This is a genomic window from Paraburkholderia terricola (genome assembly GCF_003330825.1).
GTDB classification, from domain to species: Bacteria; Pseudomonadota; Gammaproteobacteria; order Burkholderiales; family Burkholderiaceae; genus Paraburkholderia; species Paraburkholderia terricola.
Genome location: NZ_CP024942.1, coordinates 1,676,561 through 1,697,549, shown reverse-complemented (window position 1 = coordinate 1,697,549; position 20,989 = coordinate 1,676,561). Strand labels below are relative to the sequence as shown.

The 20,989-nt window shown below is 65.4% G+C and carries 24 protein-coding genes; 7 read left to right on the top strand and 17 right to left on the bottom strand.

Features of this window, described 5'->3' with window-relative positions:
• Positions 1 to 2: 2 nt before the first annotated feature.
• The 4 genes from CUJ90_RS26210 to CUJ90_RS32915 form a co-directional block, all read right to left on the bottom strand.
• Positions 3 to 1,688, bottom strand: coding sequence for a GMC family oxidoreductase (locus CUJ90_RS26210; protein WP_073428857.1), 1,686 nt, complete (start codon positions 1,686 to 1,688; stop codon positions 3 to 5).
• Positions 1,689 to 1,791: 103 nt separating this feature from the next.
• Positions 1,792 to 2,850, bottom strand: coding sequence for an ABC transporter substrate-binding protein (locus CUJ90_RS26205; RefSeq protein WP_073428858.1), 1,059 nt, complete (start codon positions 2,848 to 2,850; stop codon positions 1,792 to 1,794).
• A 397-nt stretch (positions 2,851 to 3,247) separates the two neighbouring features.
• Positions 3,248 to 3,373 (bottom strand): hypothetical protein, encoded by a 126-nt coding sequence (locus CUJ90_RS33655; RefSeq protein WP_268801993.1) that lies wholly within the window; start codon positions 3,371 to 3,373, stop codon positions 3,248 to 3,250.
• Positions 3,374 to 3,413: 40 nt separating this feature from the next.
• Complete coding sequence (locus CUJ90_RS32915) at positions 3,414 to 3,566, bottom strand: DUF6496 domain-containing protein (protein ID WP_167363281.1); 153 nt, start codon at positions 3,564 to 3,566, stop codon at positions 3,414 to 3,416.
• Positions 3,567 to 3,891: 325 nt separating this feature from the next.
• On the opposite strand from CUJ90_RS32915, the gene CUJ90_RS26200 reads away from it, so the two are divergent.
• Both CUJ90_RS26200 and CUJ90_RS26195 read left to right on the top strand, forming a co-directional pair.
• Positions 3,892 to 4,209 carry a four-helix bundle copper-binding protein gene (locus CUJ90_RS26200; protein WP_073428859.1) on the top strand — a complete coding sequence of 106 codons (318 nt, stop codon included), beginning with the start codon at positions 3,892 to 3,894 and terminating at the stop codon, positions 4,207 to 4,209.
• Between the two features lie 24 nt (positions 4,210 to 4,233).
• A complete protein-coding gene (locus tag CUJ90_RS26195) occupies positions 4,234 to 4,932 on the top strand; it encodes an extensin-like domain-containing protein (RefSeq protein ID WP_073428860.1) in 699 nt (232 codons plus the stop codon).
• A gap of 9 nt (positions 4,933 to 4,941) precedes the next feature.
• Here the strand turns inward: CUJ90_RS26195 and CUJ90_RS26190 are convergent, their stop codons facing one another.
• The 3 genes from CUJ90_RS26190 to CUJ90_RS33415 form a co-directional block, all read right to left on the bottom strand.
• Positions 4,942 to 5,187 carry a hypothetical protein gene (locus CUJ90_RS26190; protein WP_073428861.1) on the bottom strand — a complete coding sequence of 82 codons (246 nt, stop codon included), beginning with the start codon at positions 5,185 to 5,187 and terminating at the stop codon, positions 4,942 to 4,944.
• Positions 5,188 to 5,273: 86 nt separating this feature from the next.
• The gene (locus tag CUJ90_RS26185) at positions 5,274 to 5,750 is read right to left on the bottom strand and encodes a hypothetical protein (RefSeq protein ID WP_073428862.1); all 477 of its coding nucleotides are present in this window, start codon (positions 5,748 to 5,750) and stop codon (positions 5,274 to 5,276) included.
• Positions 5,747 to 6,160, bottom strand: a complete 414-nt coding sequence (locus CUJ90_RS33415; RefSeq protein ID WP_235004864.1) for a DUF6566 family protein — start codon at positions 6,158 to 6,160, stop codon at positions 5,747 to 5,749. The genes CUJ90_RS26185 and CUJ90_RS33415 overlap by 4 nt, the downstream gene beginning before the upstream one ends.
• 301 nt (positions 6,161 to 6,461) lie before the next feature.
• On the opposite strand from CUJ90_RS33415, the gene CUJ90_RS26175 reads away from it, so the two are divergent.
• Entirely contained in the window at positions 6,462 to 7,454 is a 993-nt protein-coding gene (locus CUJ90_RS26175; protein ID WP_073428863.1) for a chemotaxis protein CheB, read from the top strand.
• Positions 7,455 to 7,505: 51 nt separating this feature from the next.
• On the opposite strand, the gene CUJ90_RS26170 is transcribed toward CUJ90_RS26175, so the two are convergent.
• The 3 genes from CUJ90_RS26170 to CUJ90_RS26160 all read right to left on the bottom strand — a co-directional run bounded on the left by CUJ90_RS26170 (position 7,506) and on the right by CUJ90_RS26160 (position 11,796).
• Positions 7,506 to 8,750, bottom strand: coding sequence for a phosphatidylserine decarboxylase family protein (locus tag CUJ90_RS26170; protein WP_073428864.1), 1,245 nt, complete (start codon positions 8,748 to 8,750; stop codon positions 7,506 to 7,508).
• A 100-nt stretch (positions 8,751 to 8,850) separates the two neighbouring features.
• Positions 8,851 to 10,638 carry an HAD hydrolase family protein gene (locus tag CUJ90_RS26165; protein WP_114164183.1) on the bottom strand — a complete coding sequence of 596 codons (1,788 nt, stop codon included), beginning with the start codon at positions 10,636 to 10,638 and terminating at the stop codon, positions 8,851 to 8,853.
• Between the two features lie 57 nt (positions 10,639 to 10,695).
• Positions 10,696 to 11,796, bottom strand: coding sequence for a glycosyltransferase family 4 protein (locus CUJ90_RS26160; protein WP_114164182.1), 1,101 nt, complete (start codon positions 11,794 to 11,796; stop codon positions 10,696 to 10,698).
• A gap of 195 nt (positions 11,797 to 11,991) precedes the next feature.
• Here CUJ90_RS26160 and CUJ90_RS26155 point away from each other — a divergent pair, with 195 nt between their 5' ends.
• Positions 11,992 to 12,207 (top strand): HlyU family transcriptional regulator, encoded by a 216-nt coding sequence (locus tag CUJ90_RS26155; protein WP_073428867.1) that lies wholly within the window; start codon positions 11,992 to 11,994, stop codon positions 12,205 to 12,207.
• 43 nt (positions 12,208 to 12,250) lie between these two features.
• On the opposite strand, the gene CUJ90_RS26150 is transcribed toward CUJ90_RS26155, so the two are convergent.
• From CUJ90_RS26150 to CUJ90_RS26120, 7 genes are all read right to left on the bottom strand, one after another.
• Positions 12,251 to 12,850 carry a ParB/Srx family N-terminal domain-containing protein gene (locus tag CUJ90_RS26150; RefSeq protein ID WP_176035741.1) on the bottom strand — a complete coding sequence of 200 codons (600 nt, stop codon included), beginning with the start codon at positions 12,848 to 12,850 and terminating at the stop codon, positions 12,251 to 12,253.
• Between the two features lie 115 nt (positions 12,851 to 12,965).
• Positions 12,966 to 13,901: a YihY/virulence factor BrkB family protein gene (locus tag CUJ90_RS26145; RefSeq protein WP_084561397.1), complete on the bottom strand. Its 936-nt coding sequence runs from the start codon at positions 13,899 to 13,901 to the stop codon at positions 12,966 to 12,968.
• A gap of 194 nt (positions 13,902 to 14,095) precedes the next feature.
• Positions 14,096 to 14,473, bottom strand: coding sequence for a GtrA family protein (locus CUJ90_RS26140; protein WP_073428869.1), 378 nt, complete (start codon positions 14,471 to 14,473; stop codon positions 14,096 to 14,098).
• 19 nt (positions 14,474 to 14,492) lie between these two features.
• On the bottom strand, positions 14,493 to 15,227 hold the full coding sequence (locus CUJ90_RS26135; RefSeq protein ID WP_114164181.1) for a class I SAM-dependent methyltransferase: 735 nt from the start codon (positions 15,225 to 15,227) through the stop codon (positions 14,493 to 14,495).
• A gap of 15 nt (positions 15,228 to 15,242) precedes the next feature.
• Positions 15,243 to 16,292 carry a glycosyltransferase gene (locus tag CUJ90_RS26130; RefSeq protein ID WP_073428871.1) on the bottom strand — a complete coding sequence of 350 codons (1,050 nt, stop codon included), beginning with the start codon at positions 16,290 to 16,292 and terminating at the stop codon, positions 15,243 to 15,245.
• 58 nt (positions 16,293 to 16,350) lie between these two features.
• Positions 16,351 to 17,625 carry a glycosyltransferase family 87 protein gene (locus CUJ90_RS26125; RefSeq protein WP_073428872.1) on the bottom strand — a complete coding sequence of 425 codons (1,275 nt, stop codon included), beginning with the start codon at positions 17,623 to 17,625 and terminating at the stop codon, positions 16,351 to 16,353.
• Positions 17,622 to 18,863, bottom strand: a complete 1,242-nt coding sequence (locus CUJ90_RS26120) for a glycosyltransferase family 87 protein (protein WP_073428873.1) — start codon at positions 18,861 to 18,863, stop codon at positions 17,622 to 17,624. Before CUJ90_RS26120 ends, CUJ90_RS26125 begins: the two co-directional genes overlap by 4 nt.
• 1,078 nt (positions 18,864 to 19,941) lie before the next feature.
• Between CUJ90_RS26120 and CUJ90_RS26115 the strand changes: the two genes are divergently transcribed.
• The 3 genes from CUJ90_RS26115 to CUJ90_RS26105 all read left to right on the top strand — a co-directional run bounded on the left by CUJ90_RS26115 (position 19,942) and on the right by CUJ90_RS26105 (position 20,968).
• Positions 19,942 to 20,112, top strand: coding sequence for a Flp family type IVb pilin (locus CUJ90_RS26115; RefSeq protein WP_114164180.1), 171 nt, complete (start codon positions 19,942 to 19,944; stop codon positions 20,110 to 20,112).
• A 109-nt stretch (positions 20,113 to 20,221) separates the two neighbouring features.
• Positions 20,222 to 20,407, top strand: coding sequence for a Flp family type IVb pilin (locus CUJ90_RS26110; protein WP_073428875.1), 186 nt, complete (start codon positions 20,222 to 20,224; stop codon positions 20,405 to 20,407).
• Between the two features lie 27 nt (positions 20,408 to 20,434).
• The gene (locus CUJ90_RS26105; RefSeq protein ID WP_073428876.1) at positions 20,435 to 20,968 is read left to right on the top strand and encodes an A24 family peptidase; all 534 of its coding nucleotides are present in this window, start codon (positions 20,435 to 20,437) and stop codon (positions 20,966 to 20,968) included.
• Positions 20,969 to 20,989 lie beyond the last annotated feature (21 nt).

The window sequence follows — 20,989 nt, the reverse complement described above, 5'->3', positions numbered from 1 at the left end:
GATCAGCGCCCTCGCAGCCTGTCCGCGATGCGCTCCGCGATCATGATGGTCGGCACATTCGTGTTGGCGCAAGGTATCGACGGCATCAGCGACGCATCGCACACATAGAGCCCGTCGACGCCGTACACCGCGCCGCGCGCATCGCACACGGCGAGCGGATCGTCGGCGGCGCCCATGCGGCAGGTTCCCGACGGATGCCACGTGCCGCCCACCGAACGCGTGACGAAACGCGTGAGCGCGTGATCGTCGGCGAGCAGATCGTCGAGCGTCACGCCTTGGGTGACCACGCGCCGCACGAGCCACCCGCGCAGCGGACCGGCGATATCCAGCAGCGCGCTCAGCGTGCCGCGCTGCAACGCGTTCCATGCACCCGGCACGGCCACGCTCGCGACGCGCGGCGAATAGCTCGAAGGCAACAGCGTGGCGCGATGTTGCGCCATCATCGGATCGGCCAGCGTGGTTGCGCCGAAGCGCAGCGCGAGCTTCAGCCGTTCGAGATCGCGTGGATCGGACAGCATGTTGAAGTCGACGGCGGGCTCGCCATGCGGGTCCGCCGACGTGAGCGTGACGCGCCCACGCGAGTACGACTTGTTCACCCAGAAGAAGATCGTGCCGAGCCGATAACCGACCGAATGCCAGCCCGAACGCGAGAGGATCGCGCCGTGCATGTCGCCGGGCACCGTATCGCGCACGCCTGACGAAAAGCGCACGATGGCCTGCTCGTGATGTTCATCGGGAAACGGCGTGCGGGCCGCGCGCGGCAAGACGGCGGAGACCGCGATCGACGGATGCTCCATCAGATTGCCGCCGACGCCCGGCCGATCCGCGCGCACTTCGATGCCGAGCGCCGCGAGGTCGGCGGCGGGTCCGATGCCGCTTCGCATCAGGAGCGCGGGACTGTGGATCGCGCCCGAGCAAACGATCACCTGCGCGGCCAGCACATCCTCGGCCGCGCCGTCGTTCGCTTCGCCGCCGACGATGCGCGCACCCACCGCGCGCTTGCCGTCGAACAGCACACGCTCGACCACCCTGCCCGTGCGGATCGTGAGATTGGGCCGCGCCCGCACGGCGTCGTCGAGATAACAGACCGAAGTCGGAATGCGCTCGCCCGCCTCGCTCACCGCGATCGCCCCGATGAACGTGCCGTCCTCCCACGCCCCGTTCTGATCGTCGCGCCGCACGTGGCCGCGTGCGTCGAGCGTGGCGAGCACCGCGCGCACGAAAGGCGAGATGCGTGCCCACTTCGCGCGCTGAATGCGAAGCGGACCGCTCGCGCCATGCAGTTCGCCGCCGAAGTCGCAATCGTGTTCGAGCTTGCGGAAATACGGCAGGCACGCGCTCCAGGTCCAGCCGTGCGCGCCGAGCGCGTGCCATTCGTCGTAGTCGGCGGGAGCGCCGCGATTGGCCATTAGCGCATTGATCGCCGAGCCGCCGCCGAGCAAACGCGCCTGTTCGTAGCGGCGTGTCGTCGCCGACGCGCTCATGCGCGCCTTCAGGCGTCGCCAGATGTTCGCCGTGTCGAGATAAGCGCGGCCCGGATAGCGGCTGCGCACCGCCGCGGGCATGTCCGTACGCGAGATATTGCGGCCCGCCTCGATGAGGCAAACCGTCTTGCCGGGGTCTTCGGACAAGCGCGCGGCCAGCACGCAGCCGGCCGAGCCGCCGCCGAGAATCAGATAGTCGATCACGTTCGATGAATGCGCGGGCGATGGAAGCTGCGACAGGAAACGACCTTGCGCGCGAGCCGCTGGGTTCAGCGGCCCGCGCGCCGGTCAATGCGTTAGACCCGCCTCACTGCATGAACTTGAGCCAGCGCGCCTTCGCCTGGATGCCCGCGTCCGAGGCCCACCAATCTTCCGACATGAGCGCCTGCTTCGCCGCGTTCTCCGGCGAACTCGGCAGTTCGCTCGCGCGCTTCGCGTCGATCTTGCCCGTTTTGAAGGCGGCCGGATTGCCCGGACCGTAGTCGATATAACGCGGCAGATTCGCCTGCAATTCCGGCGAGACGGCGGCGTTGACGAACCTGATCGCGTCGGCGAGATTCGGCGCGTTCTTCAGCACGCACAACTGCGTGTTCTGGAGAATGCCGTCGTTGAAGGTGAAGTCGACATCGGGATTGTCCTTGCGCACGGCGCTCGCGCGGCCGTTCCAGATCATCGTCATGTCCACTTCGCCGTCGTGCAGCAATTGCGCGGACTGCCCGCCCGAGGTCCACCACACGGTCACGTCCGGCTTGATCTGCTGAAGCTTCCTGAACGCGCGATCGACGTCGAGCGGATAGAGCTTGTCGCGCGGCACGCCGTCGGCGAGCAGCGCGGCTTCGAGCACCGTCTGCGGATCGTTGCGCAGCGCGCGCGAGCCGGGAAACGCCTTCACGTTCCAGAAATCGGCCCAGCTTTGCGGCACCTTCTTCAACGTCTTCTTGTTGTAGCCGATCACCGTCGAATAGAACTCATAGGCGACCGAGTACGGCGTGCGGTATTTCTCCGGCATCGCGGCGCCGTTCGGGATCTTCGAGAAATCGAGCTTTTCCAGCAGACCCTCGCGGCCGCCGCGCAGACAGTTGGATGTCGGCGTATCCACCACGTCCCAGATCGGCTTGCCGGTGGCGGCCTGCGCCTTGATTTGCGGCCACGCGTCCGGAATGCTGTCCTGGTTGACGGTGATGTTCAGCAGCTTCGCCGCCGGGTCGAGAATCGCCTTGGTCTGCGCTTCCTGATACGTGCCGCCTTGCGAGACGAACGTGATTTTTCCCGCGGCGAAGGCGGGCGTCGGACACACAGTCGCGAGACTCGCGACCCCAAGGATCAGAACAGCGACAAGCGGGCGCAACGTTGGCTTCTTGATCACGACTTTGTCCTCGATACGGGTGAGCGGGTGAGCGAAAAATATCGTCTATGTAATGCGGCTTTCGTCGGCGCCTCGCGCCGGCGGCGAAAACGGCGGCGATGCGGGAAACGCAAAGGGGAGCGGGCCTTATACCGCGCGTTTGATCAAAATATAGTGAGTCTAATTTGCCGCGACAACGCCGGAATTGTTTGAGGGTCCATGACGTCACGTTATGACGATCGAATGACCCGTAGCCTGCTAAGCAGGAGCGGGGATCGTGCGACGCATGCCTGGGCCAGGTTGGCCGATGAGCCCAGCGGCGCTGGGGAAAGTACCAATAAAAACGCGCGGCCGTTCAAGCGCCGCGCGCGACTCATGGTGCGCCCGCTACGGCGCACCGCTCATTTCCCCGTTGGACTCAAGGCTGCCGCTGGCCGCCCTGGTGCTGCGGCGCTTTCTGCTGGTTCTGTTGCTGCTGGGCCTTTTCCTTGGCCGGCTCCTTCGGGTTGGCCGGCTGGGTGTTGGACTGCTTGGTATTGCTCATAACGACTCCCGTGTTGAGGATGACGCGCGAGCGGCGGCACTCACTTGCCGCTCTTCTTCGGGATCTTCGCGCCCGACTTGCGCGCCTGATTCAACGCAATGGCGACCGCCTGCTTTTGCGACTTGCCATGCTTGGTTTCCGTCTTGACGTTGTGCGAGACGGTCTCTCTTGAAGTTCCTCTCTTTAACGGCATGATGACCTCCAGTTGAGTTCGTCAAACTGCGCGCTTCACGATGCCGGCCGGCACCTGTTCGTCGGGCGCGCGAGGCACGCTCGATCGCTCGACATGTCACGCCTGTTGACGAGCAATGCGCGTGCCAAATGCGCGGGATGCGCCGCGTGGGAACAGTCGATGCTGCTTGCCTGCAACGGGCATCCGGCGAGGAATCGGCCGCGTGGGTCGATACGCCACATCGATCGCGCGTCTGTGATTTCAAAGCGCGGTCAAATATTCAACCGCCCGGGAAGTACTTACAACGCTCGCGGCCCCGCGCCGCCAAACCCTAGGAGAGTCGACCATGAACGACGCCGACCGCTGCATCGAAGCACTCGACAAGTGCGCCAGGGCGTGCGAGAACTGCGCTTCGGCGTGCATCGCCGAAGGCGCGCTGCCCGAGATGGAAAAGTGCATCCGGCTGGATCTGGACTGCGCATCGCTGTGCCGGTTCACGTCGGCGGCGCTCGCGCGCGACACCGAATTCATGCGTGATTTCTGCGACCTGTGCGCGCGAATCTGCGATTCATGCGCGGACGAATGCGGCCGTCATCCTCCGGCGCATTGCCAGGCATGCAGCGACGCCTGCCGTGCGTGCGCGGAAGCGTGCCGCGCGCTGTGAGCGCCGCCGCGTCGCTGTGAGCGCATGCTGCGCCTTGTCCTGCTGGCATTGACCGGCGCCGCGCTCGTGGGAGCGTGGCTCGTCGCCACTCAGCGCGTATCGATCCCCGAGCGCTGGAATCCGTTTGCACCGTTGAACGTTCAGGCGCCGCCAGGCCCGCTGACTTCGTGGAAGCTGTGGCGCGCGACGCGCGATCCGCAGGCCTGCCGCGCCGCGTTGAACACCTCGCATCTGACGTATGCGCCGGTCGCCGATCAGGCCACGCCCGAAGGTTGCGCGCTGCATGACGCGCTGCGCGTCGAGCGCCTGGACGAAGCGCGGGTGAGCAGCCGTTTTCTTGCCACCTGTCCGCTCGCACTCGGCCTTGCGATGTACGACCGCCACTACTTGCAGCCGGCCGCGCGCGCGGTGTATGGCGAGGACGTGCGGCAGATTCTGCACGTAGGCAGCTACGCGTGCAGGAACGTCGCCCGTGCCGCGCAAGGCTCGCTCAGCCAGCATGCGTTCGCCAATGCGATCGATATCGAGGGCTTCGTGCTGACCGACGGCACGCGGATCACGGTCGCCCGCGGCTGGGCGAGCGACACGCGCGCGGGCGCGTTCGTCAAGCTTGCGCACGACGGCGCTTGCAGCGTGTTCAATGCCGTGCTCGGCCCCGACTACGACGCGTTGCACCGCGCGCATTTCCATCTGGACATGGGCGCCTATCGGCTATGCAGCTAGCGCGCTTCGCTAGGCGCCAACCGGACGGTCCAGCTCCGCGTCCCAATGTTCGTCGAGCCACGCGACGGCGCGCTCGTGCGCGAATTCGATCGCCTCGTGTTCATCGAGGAAATCGCGGTGGAACTCCATCTCATGGGTATCGCCGGCCGGGCAATCGTCCGCTGACGGCATATAGATTCGCGCATTGGCGACGATCGCGTCGCCGTCGAGGCTCGCGGTCGCGTGAATCGTGCAGGACTTGTACTTGAACTCCATGACGGTCTCCTTGATGCGAACCCGCAAGCATCGCAAGATGCGCCGGCGCGGGAAGGGTCGGCGTTCCGCTTTGCCGTGGACGCTGTTTATTCTTTGCGGCGAAGCGCGGCCGCCGCGAAACCGGCCGCAAGCGCGGCGTAGATCAGAAACATCGAACGCCCTGACAGGTGCGCCTCGAAACCGGGCGTGAGCCGCTTCGGCACCGCGTGATAGTCGACCACGTAAGCCACTGCCGCCGTGGTGCCGGCCGCCGCCGCGATCGCCGCGGCGCCCGGACGCGCGCCGTGCGTGTTTTGCCGGCGGGCCAGCAGGGCTTCGAACAGCAGGCCCCAGAACACCGCCGCGGCCTGGTGAATCGCGAGGCCGGTCAGCGTGAAACGCGCGCTCGGCCCGGTCTCGCTGAAGGCCCGCCGCGGCCACAAGCTGTGCGTTACCGCGTTGATCGGCGCGAAGGGCGTGCTGCCTTCCGCGGGCGCGCGCGCCGCGGCGGCGACGGCCGCGGCACTGCCCGCCGCGCTGCCCGACACGAGCGCGCGGCGCATGATGCTGGCGAGAAGAGTCATTGCCTGGCCTCCCAATCGAGCACGTCGCGGTCCGGGCCGCTGTCGCGCAGGCATCGGTCTATCAGGAAGCAGCCGCGTTCGACACCCGCGCGCAACGCTTCCTCGCGCGTCAGCCATTCAGGCGTGATGGGCTGCGCGTCGGGCAACGCGAACGGCTTGCCCGCTTGCGACGCGACGATCACGTCCACCCATGCGCCTTGCGGGTTCTGCCGCGCGCTCACCGTCATGTCGACGCCCCGATGCGTCAGATGCATCGTTCCACCCGCTTCGCCGGGGACGGCCGGCCCGACAGGCGGGTCTTCGTTCGCGCGCGGGCTGTCGTGCGTCGCGGGCCTACTCACGGAGGGTCCGTTCGCGGCGTCGATGGGCGGCGCGCCGTCTTGCGTGCGGGACGGGTCCCGGTGTGCCATGCGCATCTCCACATTGCGGTCGCTTCATCCGCCGTGGAGCAACGCTTGTGCCGCGAAGCCGAGATGGCCCGAAAGCGGCCCGTCGATCGGCCAGGAGCCGCTCCACCAGCCTCCTCACCGCAACCGGGTAAGGTTTGCAAAGTGCCGGCAAGCCGCAGTCGTCTGCGCGCATGGCCGGCGCGTGCCGCGGCGGGCTGCGTCTCCCGCTTTCAGGCGCTGCCAGGGCTTGCCGACGGCGTTCATACCTGGCGGATCGAAAATTGCGAGTCATCGGTTCAAAGATGACGAACATAAGGCCGACATGACTGCAAAAAGAGTCGTCGTCGTCGGAGCCTCCGTTGGAGGTCTCGCGGCGCTGAAAACGCTGGTGGGATCCTTGCCGCCCGACATGGACGCGGCCATGCTGATCGTGATGCACATCGGCAGTTGGGACAGCGTGCTGCCTCAACTGTTGCAGAGGGAGACCGTGTTGCGCGTCGCCGATACGCGCGATGGCGAGGCGGTGCTGCCGTCGACGGTCTACGTCGCGCCGCCCGACCGTCATATGCTGATTCATCAGACCCGCGTGCGGCTCTCGCACGGCCCCAAGGAAAACTTCGCCCGGCCGGCGATCGACCCGCTGTTCCGCTCGGCCGCCGTCGAATATCGCTCGCGCGCGATCGGCGTCGTGCTCACCGGCGATCTGGATGACGGCGCAGCCGGCTTGCGCGCGATCACGGCCGCCGGCGGCGTCGCGATGGTTCAGGACCCGGCTGACTGCGTCGCCCCGTCGATGCCGCGCAGCGCATTGCGGGCCACCCGCGTCGACGTCATCGCGCCGATCGACAAGCTCGGCGATGCGATCGTTGCCGCGGTGAAGGCCCCCGCTCCCGAGAACCCGACGATGGAACACTCGACCGACAAAGCCGCGCTGGAAAGCCGCATCGCGCTGGGCCTGCGCTCCGAGCCCGCCGATCTCGATGCGATCGGCAAACGCAGCGCGCTCACCTGTCCGGAATGCGGCGGCATTCTGTGGCGGCTCGACGATGGCGAGCCGCTGCGCTTCAGGTGCCATACGGGCCACGCCTTCTCCGAACTCTCGCTGGCTCATGCGCAGAAAGACGGCACGGAAGACGCGCTGTGGGCGTCGATACGCCGCTTGCAGGAACGCGTGGTTCTGCTGCGCGAGGCGCTCGCTCACAGCGAGAAGCACGGCGACGGCAGCGTCGCGCCGCTGCGCGCGAGCCTGCAACGGCTGGAGTCGGCGGTGAGCGCCGTGCGCAGCATCGCGCAGACGGCGGCCGAAATCGATTGAGCGCGCCTCTCCGGCCGCGCGCTTTCGCAGCGCTGCCGCGGTGCTATCGCGCTATCGCGCTGTCGCGAGATGCGCGTTGACCCGGATCGGCTGCGCGTCGTCGAAAGGCGGTTGCACGACGAAGCCGCGGATCACGTCCGGTTCGAATATCAGGCAGTAGGTCGAGCCGCCATACTGGAAGAAGCCCAGTTCCTCGCCCTTGCTCACGTGCTGGCCTGGGAACACGTCGATCATGCACGACGACACCTCGGCCATGCCGACGAAAACGCAGCCCACCTGCCCGATCGCCGGATCGTCGCAGTCGATCACGATCACGGCGCGCGCGGCGACCGCCGTGGTGTAGCCCTGCGAATCGTTCAGCCCGCCGGGGTCCTCGCCTTCCGACTCGGCGTCCGAATAGTAGGTCCCATCCACCTGGTACGCTTCACGAATCGTTCCGGCAACGGGCGCATGCCAACGGTGATAGTTGAATGCGCTGAGGAAAGCCTGATAGATCGAGCCGCCGACGAAGCGTTCGGCGAGTTCGCGCGGGCTGCGTTCGAGAATTTCCCTGACCGAGTACGGCTGCGACTTCAGCCAGAAACTGTCCTCGAACCTGATGCCGTGCCGCACTTCATACGGCGATGCCTCGCAGGCGCTCACGATGATCTTGCTATCCGCCGCTTCGGCGAGCGGGCGCGCGCCGGGCTTGAACTGGCGGGTAAAAAAGCTGTTCCATGAGGCGAAGCCCCAATGCGGTTCGTGCGGATCGCACAGGAACTGCGAGATGCCCAGCCGCTGTTGCGCCTCCTCGCAGAACCATCCATCCGGCGAGCCGTTCAGATGCATTCTCGAATGCGGCCCGCTCAGGAAACCGCACCACACATTGAGAACGCGCTTGAGTCGCGCGTTGAACGCCGGGTCGCGAAACACGGCATACCCCGAGGGCATGCACATCGGCCAGTCGAGCAGCGCGTTGAGCGGACAGTGAATCAGGCTCGACTCGCTGAAGGGCGGCGCATACGTCGTCACGTAGTCGATGATGTCGATCAGCTCGCCGATCGTCGAATAGCCGAGTTCGTAGCCGGCCGACTGCGCCTGGTCGATCGCCCGGCTCAGATTCATTCGCAGCACCGTGTCGCCTTCGATCAACGCACGCAGTTCATCGACCACGTGGGCGCGCGGCGCGCTGGCCGCGCGTTGCCGCGCCCGCCGCGCGAGTTCCTTCCTGAACGCGACGAGTTCGGCTTCCTTATCGGGCAGCCATCCGCCGAGGCGGCGCCGTTGTTCGAGCGGTTTCTTCGATTCACTGGTCATCGGCGGGCTCCGGCAATGAGATTGCCGAGGCGCTGCAAAATCCATTCCCCGCATGGCGATGTGCTTGCCGCTGAACGCTGAAATCTATCGGCGCGTTTGTCTATTCGCCCGCCGCCTGTCCCGTTTGCGTCGAACTGGACAGTATGGCCGGCAGCGACGGATTTTCCGGCTGCGTATAGCGCGCCTGCACGGCGGCTCGAATCAAGTCGAGGCTCTCCGCCGGGCTGAGGTGACGATCCCGTTCGATCTGCCGCGCCTCCTGCGCCAATTCGGCATCGCCGATTTCGTTCTCGAACCAGCGGGAATAATCGCCGCGCTCCAGATGGAATTGCCACGTCGCCGGGTCGACACCCTCGGCGATCTCGAGGAACAGAATCAGATTGTGCGCACGCAGATTCAGCGCGCCTTGCGGGCCGCGAAAGTAAAAGCTGCGCTCGGGAATCAGCATCCCCTCGGCATACTTGCGGCGATGTCTGCGGCGATGCTCGTTGCCCGGCTCGAGCAAAACGACGCAAGGCGGCTGCGCCTCGTCGTCGACGCGCCACAACAACGCTTCGCCGGGTTTGGACGGCAACGCCGTGGACGTCGGCGCGGGACGGCCGACCGCCGCCGCGAATTGCGCCAATGCGGCGCGGGCGTCGCGCCCCATCGCGAGCACCGTGTTCACCTGGCGCAGGAACGCGGGCGACACCTGATCGGGCGACACCGTGATCGCGAGCGCGGTTTCGAGCGCCTCGGGAATCGTCTGCGCGACGCCCGCCCAGTCCGCGGGAAACAGATGATGCGCTTCCTCGAACACGAGCCAATGCGGGCGGCCCGTTTGCAGACGCAATTGCTGGATGTGCAGCAGCAAGGCCGCGCAAAAGCCTGGCCGCTCATCCAGCGGCACCCGCAGCAAATTGGCCGCGACAACCGGCACGCTGGGCCGCCGCAAGAGTTGCAATACCTCGTCGAGCGGCGGCGCGGTGTGCGCGTCGCCCACGGCGATGATGCTGTCGTCGCCGCCGTAGTCGCCCTCGGGATCGACGATGCACAACTGGCAGCCGGCGGCGGTCAACCGTTCGAGCAAGCCGGCGGTCGCGGTGGACTTGCCGCAGCCCGACTCGCCCACCAGCAACGCCATCGTGCCGTGCGCCGGGAAGCCGAGCGGCGCTTCGTCGGGCGTGTCACGGCGCTGGCCGAGCGTCACCTGATTGCGCATCGCGGGGCTCGCATGGCTGCGCAGATCGTCGGCGACGAGCGCGTCGACCAACTCGGCGACACCCGCGCCGGCCGCCTGGCGCGTGACCCATACCGCGTGTTCTTTCAAGGCCGGCAATGCGTTCGCCACGGCCACCGGAAAACCGCACGCAGCGAGTAGTGCATGGTCGTTCTCGGCGTCGCCGATCGCGACCACGTTGAACGGCGACAGCGCGAGATCGTTCAACGCCGCTTGCAGTCCGCTCGCCTTCGAGACGCCGGGCGCAACGATCATCACCGCGTCGCCGTTGAAAACGATCTGCAATTCGAGGCCGAGATCGCGAATGGCCGCGAGCGCGGTTTGTTCGTTGGGCCGCATCATCGCAACCAGCGTTTCGCTGACGCTGAAATCGCGCAGGCCGCGCTTGCGCAATTCTTCCGCGAAGCGCGGAGGCGGCGCGGGCGCGAGCAGGCGGCGTTCGCCGCTCGACGGGTCGTACAGTACGCCGCCGTTTTCCGCGACGACGCGCGAGAACACGTCGAGCCGCGGACAGATAGTCAGAAGATCATCCAGTTCCCGTCCGCTGACGAGAATGGCTTGCCGCCCCGAGGCCCGCAGCCGGTCGAGCGCGGCCCAGGCCGCGTCGCCGACGCGGCCGTTGGAAGCGAGCGTGTTGTCGTAGTCGGTCGCAACGGCGAAAAATCGCATCCTCTTTCCTCCTTCGATTGGCTCATTCGGTTCACTCGTTCGACTCACTCATTCGACTCACTTAGGCGCAGCAGCGGCTTGCATCGGCGCGGGCATGTCCGCCTCGCGCGTACCGCGAGACTCGCCGGCTCTGCGCGCGTTGCGGAGTTCTTCATAGACGCCGAGGTATGCGTCGACCATTCGCTGAACCGTGAAGCGCCGCTCGAATTCCTCGCGGCAACGGACGCGGCTCAACATGCCGACACGCTTCACCGCCGCGACGGCTTCTTCGACCGAATCGACGATGAAGCCGGTCACGCCGTCCTCGATGATTTCCGTCACCGAGCCGTTGCCGAACGCGATCACCGGCGTGCCGCATGCCAGCGCCTCGATCATCACAAGACCGAACGGCTCGGGCCAATCGATCGGGAACAGCAACGCGCGCGCGCCGCCGAGCAAGTCGCTCTTGCCCGCGTCGTCGAGTTCGCCGCGAAAGCGCACGTGCGGCATGTCGAACAGGCGTGCGATGTGCTCCTCGTAGTAGTCGCGGTCGCCGTTGTCGATTTTCGCGGCGATCTCGATCGGCACACCGGCGCGCGCGGCAATCTCGATCGCCAGGTCGGGCCGCTTGGCCGGCGCGATACGGCCGAGGAATGCGACATGGCCGCCCGCTTCGGCGCGAAAGCGATACAGCCGCTCGGGCAAGCCATGACCGATGGTCGCGCGCCAGTTCGCCCACGGCACCGGCGCGCGCTGCGCGTTCGAGATGGAGACCAGCGGTATGTCGGCGAATTGGCGGTACAGGTCGGCCAGGCCGGGCACGTCCATGCGCCAGTGCAAGGTCGTCACGCTCGGGCAAACCAGCCGGCGCGCGAACGGGAAGCCGAGGTAATCGGTGTGGAAATGCACGATGTCGAACTCGGCGGAGCGCCGCACCACCTCTTCCAGCATCGCGAAGTGAAACGCCTGCGCGTCGGCGCTGTTCTCGATCAACCGCACGGCGCACGCGCTGCCGGGCACGAGGCGCGCAGCGGTGGACGAATCGCCGCTGGCGAACAGCGTCACGTCGTGGCCGCGTTCGACGAGGCCGTCGGTCAGCCAGCCGACCACGCGCTCGGTTCCGCCATAGGCCAGCGGCGGCACGCGCTCGTACAACGGCGAAACCTGTGCGACTCGCATTCCGATTCCTTGCTGAAGGCCACCCATGCCGGCAAACGCGCATGGCGTGTGCCAGCGACGCGGGCGGTGCGATGCCCCGAGCGAAGCGCGGATGCCGCGAGTCGGTGGAAAAAGATACGCGTCAGCGGTGAAGAGCCGTGACGGGCGCAACGTTTGCTGCGCCAACACGTATCGCAACAGCACGGCGGGGAAGCGATGGAATTCGACTACAAGGATTTTCATATCGACGCCACGCCGTTGAGCGAAGGCGGCCGCTACTTCGCACGCGCGAAACTGTTGCGCCGCTCCGCCGACGGCACGCAACTGGTCGAGCAGAAATGGTCAGGCGACCTGGGGCAGTTTCCTTCGGAACGCGATGCGATGGAATACGCGCGGCGCTGGGCGATCGAATGGGTCGATGAGAACGGTTGAGCGCGGGTTAGGCGCGGGTTAAGCGGTAGCGCGCAACGAAGCCCTACTGATCGCGATTGCCGATGAACCCCGGCAGCGCTCGCGCCGCATCGCTGCGCGCGGCTTTTATCGAGGCCAGAAGCGCGCTCGTGAAAGCAACGGTGTCGCTTCCCTCCAGTTGCACGGCGCCGCGGATGAAGTCCGTCCAGATGAAGCTGCTGCACGTCGCGTGAGCTTTGCGATAGGCGCCGGCGCGTCTCGTCAACGCCGCAAGACTTTGATACGGATCGTCGCGCATCAGTCCTACCGTGACGGGAAGCTCGCTGGCGTCGCGACGCCGCCCGAATTCGTCATAGGGATGCAGCCAGCTTCTTTCAGCGAGCGCGGCCCGGATGCCGTTTGAGCAATCCGTGGGCAAGTGCGCCACGATCTCGACGGGAACCTTCTCGATGCCGCAGTCATGCCAGGCTCGCGCCCAATGATGATGATCGACGATATGCAAGGAGCCGTCCGCGGCGCGCGCGCATTTGATCGCGTGCTTTTCCATGAAGCGCTTGCGCGCGCCGTCCTCCATCCGCCGCATGATGTCGATCTTGACGGCGACGTAGATCAGACCCACCGTTATCTGCGTCGGTCTTAAGAGGATCAATGGTAGCCAGAGCATCGCGGGTTTCATTCGTGTTACGCCGTGATCTATCGCCTGTCATGCAAGCAACGTTTAGCCGATGCCGGGTTTCCCGCCCGACGCCATGCAGCGCGAGCGACGGCGCACCCGGCCGTCACTCGTGAGCGCTGCCCGTTACCTTGCCGGGAGGTTTTTTCGCATTCCGTCGATCGTCGCGAGGGTCGCGGCGCTCGCCCATCGCGGCGGCTATCTCCGCGCCGAGCAGGAATACGGCCGCCGAAAAGTAAAGCCACATCATCAAGACCGCAAGCGAGCCCGCCGCGCCGAATGAGTTCGCCGTGCCCGCATAAGCCAGATAGATGCCGAAAAGCCGCCGTCCCACGGTGAAGAGAACCGCCGACACCGCCGCGCCGCTCAATGCCTGAGTCCACCGCACGCGCGTATCCGGAAGCCAGCGCAATAGCGCGGCGAAGGCGGCCCATAGCACGAGCAAGCCGAACACGGTCTGCGCGATCTGCGCCGCGACGGCCAGCGGCGAGTCACCGAGTATCCGATGTCCGACATAAGCGATCGCCGCATCGAGCACGAGCGAGACGACCAGCAGGAAGCCGACGCCGAGCACCAGGCCCACTGAGATGAGCCGCGCCCGCACGAGCAGCGCGAGCCCCGCCATGCCCGAGCGCTGTCGCGCTGAGAAAACGACATCCAATGCGGTGTTCAGCGAACTGAAGGTGGCCGACGCGCCGACGATCAGCAGCCCCGTCGACACGAGCGCGGCGAGACCGCCGCCGCTCGCGCGGTGAGCATGTTCGACAATGGTTTGCATCGCCATTGCCGCGTCCTTGCCCATGACGTCGCGCACTTGTGCGAACAGCCTGCCGCTTGCGGCCGACTCGCCGAAAAACCAGCCGGCCACCGTCAGCACGATCAGCAGCGTCGGCGCGAGCGAGAAAGCCGAATAGAAGCCGATGCTCGCGGCGAGTGTCGTGCAGCGGTCGGATGAAAAGCGTTTGAGCGCCGTTAGGGCGACGCCCCGCAAATTGCGTGTGCCTCCTGGCTTGTGCGCGAATTGCAGCGGTCTCGAAGTCATGGCGCGGCTCACTGTCTAGCGATGGAAAGGGCGAGCCGCCTGGCACCCCCGCGCACCGCTCGCCCGCATCATGACGGATACGATCGTTCCGGGGCCGCGCCTCGCCTCCACCTGGCTGGCAGGCGAGCATCCCGCATGCCCGCCGCGCGAAGCCGGCGCTGAAGACCAACGAGATAAGCGCGCGCCGCCGCGCGCTAGCGATACGTCCAGCGACGGTGCGTGAGAAAGGAAAGCGGCGTGACCGCGCAAACCACGAGAGCAATCCCGATCCACGGCCCCGCTCCCGCAACTTGCGCGAGCGTCGATACAAGGCCGGTCAAAGCGGCACCGCCGAGCGACACGGCGATGAATCGCCAAACGTTGCGCACGCGAAGCGACGACGAAAAGCTCCACAGCGTATTCACCAGATACGACCAACAGGTCGCGCAGGCGAACGCGACCGTGTTGGCGAGCGTCGGCGAGACACCGGCGCGCGAGATCAACACCACGGCAATCGCGATATGCAGGCCTGTCGCCGAGAGTCCGCATACGCCGAAGCGCATCAGCCGTATCAACTCCGTGCGCTTCGTCATGGGTGCTTCACCCTGTGCGTCACTTCGCGCTCAGCACGGCGAGCAGCGACACGCCGCACGGCAATGCGCCGCGTGAAACCCAGTGACGCTCGGCGCGGAAGATCCGGTAAAGCAGCGCGTTCACCGCACTGGACGGCACCGAGTCGCCGCTCGACTCGCCGCGCCTGAACAGGCGATCGACAAAACGCACGGCAATCGCGAGCGGAAGCAGCAGCGTGTTGAAGTACGTGATGCGCTCGATGCGATACCCCGCTTTTGCGGCGCACGCCGCCAGCGTCGCCCGGCTGTAGCGCCGATGGTGATGGAGATGCACGTCGTGCGCGCTCCACAGCCATTGATAGGCCGGCACCGTCACCACGACCTTTCCGCCCACGGCCAGCACGTCCCGCATGCGTTCGAGCGAAGCGACGTCGTCGGCGATGTGTTCGAGGCAATCGAAAAAGCAGATCAGATCGAAGCGCTCGCCGTGGAACGGCAGATCGTCGGGGCATCGCCCGGCGCGGATATCGAAACGCGCGCCGGTGCTTTGCGCGGTCAGCCTGCGCGCCGTTTCGTCCATTTCCATTCCGCTCACGCTGCCGAATTCGGCCAGCATGTCGAGGTTGCCGCCGGTGCCCGAACCCACTTCGAGCACGCGCGCACGCGGCGGCAACGCGAGGCGGCGCAACACCGAACGCAACACGTCGCGCCGGCCGCGAAACCACCAATGTTCGGACTCGGTCTCGGCCATCTGAAGATAAGCGTCGGGGGACATGATTCGCGCCTCCGTTCAGCGGCTCGCGAAGCGCACGCGCTTGCGTGCCGCGTCGATCCGTACCATGTTCGACGCGCGCGAACCGTTGCGCCCGACCGGCAGCGTGCTGATCTTGCTGTTCTCCTGATAGCGGCGGCGCACGAGATAGACCGGCCGCCCCTTCGTCTCGTAGTAGATGCGGCCAATGTATTCGCCGACCACGCCGATGCCGATCAACTCGATGCCGCCCATGAACAGCATCACGGAAAGCAATGACGCATAACCCGGCACGGGATTGCCGAGCCACAGCGTGCGGCCGATGATGAACCCGCCGTACACGAAAGCCACGGTCGCGATCGCGAGACCGATATAGGTCCAACTGCGCAGCGGCACGGTGCTGAAACTCGTGATGCCTTCGAGCGCGAAATTCCACAAGCGCCATCCGGAGAATTTCGAACGGCCCGCGCTGCGCGGTTCGCGTTGATACTCGACGATCACGGTGCGATAGCCGACCCATGCGAAGAGCCCCTTCATGAAGCGCCGCCGCTCCGGCAAATTGCGCAGCGCGTTGACCACCTGGCGGTCCATCAGACGGAAATCGCCGACGTTTTCCGGCAGCTTCACTTCGGAAAGCGCATTGTGAACGCGATAGTAGATCGAGGCGGCGGTGCGCTTCGCGAAGGTGTCGCATGCGCGGTTGGCCCGCTTGGCGGCCACCACTTCCGCGCCTGCGCGCCAGTGTTCGATCATCACCGGAATCAGGCTCGGCGGGTCCTGCAAATCCGCGTCGATGGGAATCACCGCGTCGCCCCACGCTTCGTCGATGCCGGCCGTCAGCGCGGCCTCCTTGCCGAAGTTGCGCGTGAGGTCGATCACGCGTATGCGCGGGTCGCGCACGCTGGCGGCGATGAGTTTGTCGAGCGTGCCGTCGTTGCTGCCGTCGTTGATGCAGACGATTTCGAAGCGCGTCGATTCGATGCCTTCGAGCACCGGAACGATCTCGCTAAAGAAATGGCCGACTGCCTCGCCTTCGTTGTAGAACGGCACCACCAGTGAAATCAATGGAATATTGTTATGTTCAAGCATGATGACCTCCCCGTAATTCTGATTTGACGCCTCGTGCGGATGAGCCGTTACTCGTTCCTCACTCGTCCACATAAGCTTGCAAGACCGGCGCCGCGCGCCGTTCGACCGCGATGCGCCCGACCAGCATCGCGAGCGTGGTCAGCGAGATCAACGGCATGAACTGGAACGGCCCCATGGCGACGATCAGCATGCCGGCAAGCGGCGCGATCCACAGGACCACCAGCCATTCGCGTTCGCCGCGCCGCCAGCCTTCGGCCAGCGCATGCCGGCAATACCACGCGATCAACACGCCATACCAGGCGAGGTCGTAGTCGTAAAGATAGGGGCTCACGAGCAGGCTCGCGCAGACCAGCGTGGCGGCGCGCAGCGCGTGCGAGCTTTCGCGTCCCCATGCGTAGCAGACCGCCGCCGCGGCGAGCAGCGCACACGCGCCCTGCGCCGCATAAGCGAGCAGCGCGGGCGCGTGCAGCAGCGTCGCGAGCGCGAAGAGGGTCGGCATGCGGGCGAGCGTCGCGTGCGCCGATTCGATGCTGTAGGTGGCGATCCCCGTGTTATGCAGGAATGCGCCCAGCGTGCCGGTGCCGAATGCGAGCAGCGAGAAGCCGAGTGTGGCCCCCGCCGTCACCACCATCGCGGCCAGCGCGCGCCACGAACGAGAGCACAGCAGCGCCAGCGGGAACAGCACCACCAGTTGCGGCTTCATGCACAAGAGGCCGAAGCAGATGCCCGCCGCGACCGGGCGGCGACGCAGCCACACGAGGCCGCATCCGGCGAGCGCGGCCGTCAGCAAACCGTTTTGCCCGACGGTGATGACGAACAGCGCGCCCGGAAAGAACAGCGCGGGCAGAAGGGCCTGCCGGTCCGGCAAGATCGTGCGAATCGTCTTGACGAACAGCAGATACGCGCCGCCGAGCCACACCACCGCCGCCAGCTTATAAGGAAGCAGCGCGAGCGGAACGATCATGAGCAGCGCATTGGGCGGGTACAGCCACGGCAGGATGCCGTCGACCGTCGCGAAATGCGGCATCGCGCCGATCTCGATCAGCGAAAGCGCGTGCACGTTATAGGCGTCGACCGCATGCCCCTGCAGAGCCATGACCGCCGCGCTCCAGAATGGCAGGAAGTCCACCATGAGCGGACTGATCCCGCTCTGCGTGTTCAGGCGGAACAGATAGATCGCAACGAACAATGCGAAGCAGGCGAACACGACGAGCGGATAGAGCCGCAGCCGGTTTGCATTGAGCCAATGCGGACGCCGCCGCGGACCCGCCATTTGCAATGCGGGCAAAGGCCGTGACTTCGACGGCGCATGACGGAACGCGTGCGGATTCATGCCGTCACCTCTGTGTCAAGCCGCGCGCGCCGCACGATGACGAGCAGCACCAGCAGCAGCACCATCGGTCCGATTTGCGGCAGCAGTGTCAGGCGATTGAGGTATTCGTAGATCGGCAGCAGCCACGCGATCACCAGCATGGTCTGCTCGCCGCGCCGCCAGCCCTTTTCCAGACCGCTTACCACCAGGCAGGCGAGCGCGACGCCGAGCCACGTCAGTTCATAGAACCACAGGTAGGGATTGGCGAGCATCGTCGCCACGGCGATTACCGCGGCTCGCATGCGCAGGTCGGGCGTGCGCCGCCATACGTAACAGGTGGCTGCGGCAGCGATCAGCGCGACGCCGCCTTGCACGACATAAGCCATGACGATGGATGCTTCCGCGAGACGCATCGTGGCGAACGGCGTCGGAGACGCGAACCAGTACAGCATGCGGCTCTCCAGCACCATCTCTCGCGCGAAGCTGGCGCTGGCCATGAACGCGTGGAGCGATTGCGTGCCGCACACGAGGACGCTGACGCCCGCAAACGTGGCGGCGGTGATCGCGGCTGCGCCCATCGTCTTCCAGGCGCGCGTCGCGATCAGCACGATCGGGAACAACACGGCCAATTGCGGCTTGATCGCGAGCAAGCCGATGCAAATGCCGGCCAGTACCGGATTCTTCTCATTCCAGCGAACGGCGAACGCCATCAGCGCGGCGGTGAGCAGCGCGTTTTGTCCGACGACCGCCGCGATATACACACCGGGATAGGCAAGCACGACGAGCGCCGCGATTCGCGGGCGATGGAAGTGCGCGGCGAGGCCGCTCACGCCGAGCGTGCCGATTGCGAAAAGCCATGCGCAAACGCCCATGAACAGCACATAGGAAACGACGTACGGCAAAAGGGCAAGCGGTGCGACGAGCAGCAGCAGCGTCGGCGGATAGAGCCACGGCAAAAAACCGTGATTGACGTATGCGCCGAATAGCGCCGACTCGGCGCGTGCAAACGTCGGATAGTCGTAGACGGCGGCCGGCGTGCCGTTCAGCATCATGTGCGACGCGGTCCAGAACACCGAAAAATCGATGCCCGGACGCGTAGTGTTATCCGCCATGAAGCCGTGACTGGTCCAGGCCCAGGCCGCCAATACGATGGCGCACACGACGAGCATCGCGCAGCTGTACAGCAGCACGCGCTCGCGAGTCAGCCAGCCGTGGATGCGACGGTCCGCATCGAGTGGTCCCCGATCTGCAAAGTACATGATCCCCGCCTCACATGAGGTCCGAATGTTTTTCTACTCATCCGGTCGATTCGTTTTTTCTTTCTATTCCTAAGCTAACGAAGTGAACGTCGCGCGCTTACGGTCGATTCATTGTTGTAGGAAATATTCAGACTTTCAACCCATCGTTTTCCTCCCCAGCCGAGGCAGGTCCGAAATCAACCCCTCGAAGCGGAAATTCGACGCGATTTCGAGCGTGCCGAAGAGGTCATGTTTCACGCATGCAACGGTTTGGGCTGGCAAGCCGATTGAAAACCTCCCGATATCGACCGCCGAGGCGTTGAACTCGTCCCAGGGTAAATCGCTAGAAATTTTGCGCAGCGCCTTGATTGGCGGGCCTCCGCGGGTTTTTCAGCGTGGCCGGCCGGCACCCGAAAACGTCGCAGATCGGAGACAACCTGTGCTTCAGGAACGCAACCGAAGCGCGGGCGAATCGGCGTCAACGCCGTCTTTCCTGGCATTTGGGGTCGCTGGCCTGGAGCTTGCAAAGGGGAAAGCGCGGAAGTCGACGACGTGACGACCGATGCGATTCAGGCAGCAGCGACGAGCGAGAGCCTGAACCGCGACGGGAGTCAGCCACGGGGAAGTTCGTCCGCATGCGCTGCTGCAAGAACATCACAGCGCGTGCAATCGAACAGAGGGTGGTCGCCGACTGACTAGCGGGCTCCAGCTCACACCGGAAGCCGATAACGAGCAACGAAGCAGAGGACCACGAGATGAAGAACCATCAAACCAAGCGGCGGACCCACCGTCGCAACAGCGACTCGAACGCTACGTTCCCTGCTGCCATTGCATCGATCGTCCGCGGCGCGCACCAACGCGCTGAAGGTGATCTTCACGGACCGTGCGCCAGGCCGATGGCCGCGCTCACGCTCCCCTATCCGTTTCCTCGCAAGGAATCCTCGGCCCCGACCGGTATGCACGCTCTTGCGCGCGCACCGACACGTCAGGTCTAGATTCGACGCCGGTTTTTTCCGTAGTGCCCTGTAGTTCCTTTGTAGTTCCTTCCCTCAGCCTGTTCAGGTCAAGGGCTTATTGTTGCCATCCAAAGGAGTTAGCCATGCAAAACATCATCGCCCAAGCCAAGCGTTTCGTTCGTGACGAAGATGGTGTCACCGCCATTGAATACGGACTTATCGCCGCGCTGATCGCGGTCGTCATCATCGGTGCGGTCAAGACCGTTGGCGAAAAGCTGGACTCAGTGTTCACCACGATCGGCTCGGAACTGTAGAGACGGGATTGACGGGTGAGCGGTTTTTCCGTCTCTCCCGTCTTCCTTAAGATCGTTGCGGGCCCGTTGCCAAACGGGACCCGGCAACGAACCCATTCAGGAGATCGCCATGCATGCATGGAGCGACGTAGTGAAGCAGCTTCTGCGAGACGAAGGCGGCGTGACTTCGATCGAGTACGCGTTGATCGCGTCGCTGATCGCGGTGACGGTCCTCGGCGCTGTCGCTTCACTGGGCAGCTCCGTGAGCGATCTCTATCAGCGCATCGCGACGAAGGTCGCGGCGGCGCTCGCATGAACGCAGAAGAACGAGACCGGACACGTCATGTTACTGCCGCCCCAACCCATTCCCGCATGCGTGATCGCGCTGGCCATCGTGACCGCCAGCACGGACATCACCAGCCGGCGCATACCTAACCGGATCATCGCGCTCGGCCTCGCCGCCGCGCTGGTGGTGCAGCTCTGGCTGCAAGGCCCGCTTGCGGGCGGCGCGGACTGGTTGATGGGCGCGTTGACCGGCTTCGCGGTCCTGCTGCCGTTCTATCTGCTGCGCGGCATGGCGGCCGGCGACGTCAAGCTGCTGCTGACGATCGGCGCCTGGGTCGGACCGGCGCTGACCGTGCGCATCGCGCTGGCGACGTTCGTCATCGGCGGAATCTGGTCGCTGTGGGTCGCCTTGCGTCAAGGCCGCATGCGGCAGTTGCTCGTGAATCTCTGGTGCATGACGACGAGCGCGTGGCGCCCCGCACAACGGGCGAGGAATCGTGAGCACCTGCAGGTCGAATCGGTTGGATCACTGCCCTACGGCGTCGCCATTGCCGCCGGGACATTAGGTGTGTTGTTCGCATCGGCTGCGTAGCCGAGCAATCCGGGGTTGCCT

Excerpts from the sequence above, each read along its gene's own strand:
- CUJ90_RS26125 (WP_073428872.1), bottom strand. The coding sequence starts at position 17,625 with ATGAATCCGCACGCGTTCCGTCATGCGCCGTCGAAGTCACGGCCTTTG.
- CUJ90_RS26120 (WP_073428873.1), bottom strand. The coding sequence starts at position 18,863 with ATGTACTTTGCAGATCGGGGACCACTCGATGCGGACCGTCGCATCCAC.
- CUJ90_RS26185 (WP_073428862.1), bottom strand. The coding sequence starts at position 5,750 with ATGACTCTTCTCGCCAGCATCATGCGCCGCGCGCTCGTGTCGGGCAGC.
- CUJ90_RS33655 (WP_268801993.1), bottom strand. The coding sequence starts at position 3,373 with ATGAGCAATACCAAGCAGTCCAACACCCAGCCGGCCAACCCGAAGGAG.
- CUJ90_RS33415 (WP_235004864.1), bottom strand. The coding sequence starts at position 6,160 with ATGGCACACCGGGACCCGTCCCGCACGCAAGACGGCGCGCCGCCCATC.
- CUJ90_RS26110 (WP_073428875.1), top strand. The coding sequence starts at position 20,222 with ATGCATGCATGGAGCGACGTAGTGAAGCAGCTTCTGCGAGACGAAGGC.
- CUJ90_RS26135 (WP_114164181.1), bottom strand. The coding sequence starts at position 15,227 with ATGTCCCCCGACGCTTATCTTCAGATGGCCGAGACCGAGTCCGAACAT.
- CUJ90_RS26160 (WP_114164182.1), bottom strand. The coding sequence starts at position 11,796 with ATGCGAGTCGCACAGGTTTCGCCGTTGTACGAGCGCGTGCCGCCGCTG.
- CUJ90_RS26200 (WP_073428859.1), top strand. The coding sequence starts at position 3,892 with ATGAACGACGCCGACCGCTGCATCGAAGCACTCGACAAGTGCGCCAGG.
- CUJ90_RS26175 (WP_073428863.1), top strand. The coding sequence starts at position 6,462 with ATGACTGCAAAAAGAGTCGTCGTCGTCGGAGCCTCCGTTGGAGGTCTC.
- CUJ90_RS26150 (WP_176035741.1), bottom strand. The coding sequence starts at position 12,850 with ATGCTCTGGCTACCATTGATCCTCTTAAGACCGACGCAGATAACGGTG.
- CUJ90_RS26195 (WP_073428860.1), top strand. The coding sequence starts at position 4,234 with ATGCTGCGCCTTGTCCTGCTGGCATTGACCGGCGCCGCGCTCGTGGGA.
- CUJ90_RS26115 (WP_114164180.1), top strand. The coding sequence starts at position 19,942 with ATGCAAAACATCATCGCCCAAGCCAAGCGTTTCGTTCGTGACGAAGAT.
- CUJ90_RS26105 (WP_073428876.1), top strand. The coding sequence starts at position 20,435 with ATGTTACTGCCGCCCCAACCCATTCCCGCATGCGTGATCGCGCTGGCC.
- CUJ90_RS32915 (WP_167363281.1), bottom strand. The coding sequence starts at position 3,566 with ATGCCGTTAAAGAGAGGAACTTCAAGAGAGACCGTCTCGCACAACGTC.
- CUJ90_RS26155 (WP_073428867.1), top strand. The coding sequence starts at position 11,992 with ATGGAATTCGACTACAAGGATTTTCATATCGACGCCACGCCGTTGAGC.
- CUJ90_RS26130 (WP_073428871.1), bottom strand. The coding sequence starts at position 16,292 with ATGCTTGAACATAACAATATTCCATTGATTTCACTGGTGGTGCCGTTC.
- CUJ90_RS26190 (WP_073428861.1), bottom strand. The coding sequence starts at position 5,187 with ATGGAGTTCAAGTACAAGTCCTGCACGATTCACGCGACCGCGAGCCTC.
- CUJ90_RS26170 (WP_073428864.1), bottom strand. The coding sequence starts at position 8,750 with ATGACCAGTGAATCGAAGAAACCGCTCGAACAACGGCGCCGCCTCGGC.
- CUJ90_RS26145 (WP_084561397.1), bottom strand. The coding sequence starts at position 13,901 with ATGACTTCGAGACCGCTGCAATTCGCGCACAAGCCAGGAGGCACACGC.
- CUJ90_RS26165 (WP_114164183.1), bottom strand. The coding sequence starts at position 10,638 with ATGCGATTTTTCGCCGTTGCGACCGACTACGACAACACGCTCGCTTCC.
- CUJ90_RS26140 (WP_073428869.1), bottom strand. The coding sequence starts at position 14,473 with ATGACGAAGCGCACGGAGTTGATACGGCTGATGCGCTTCGGCGTATGC.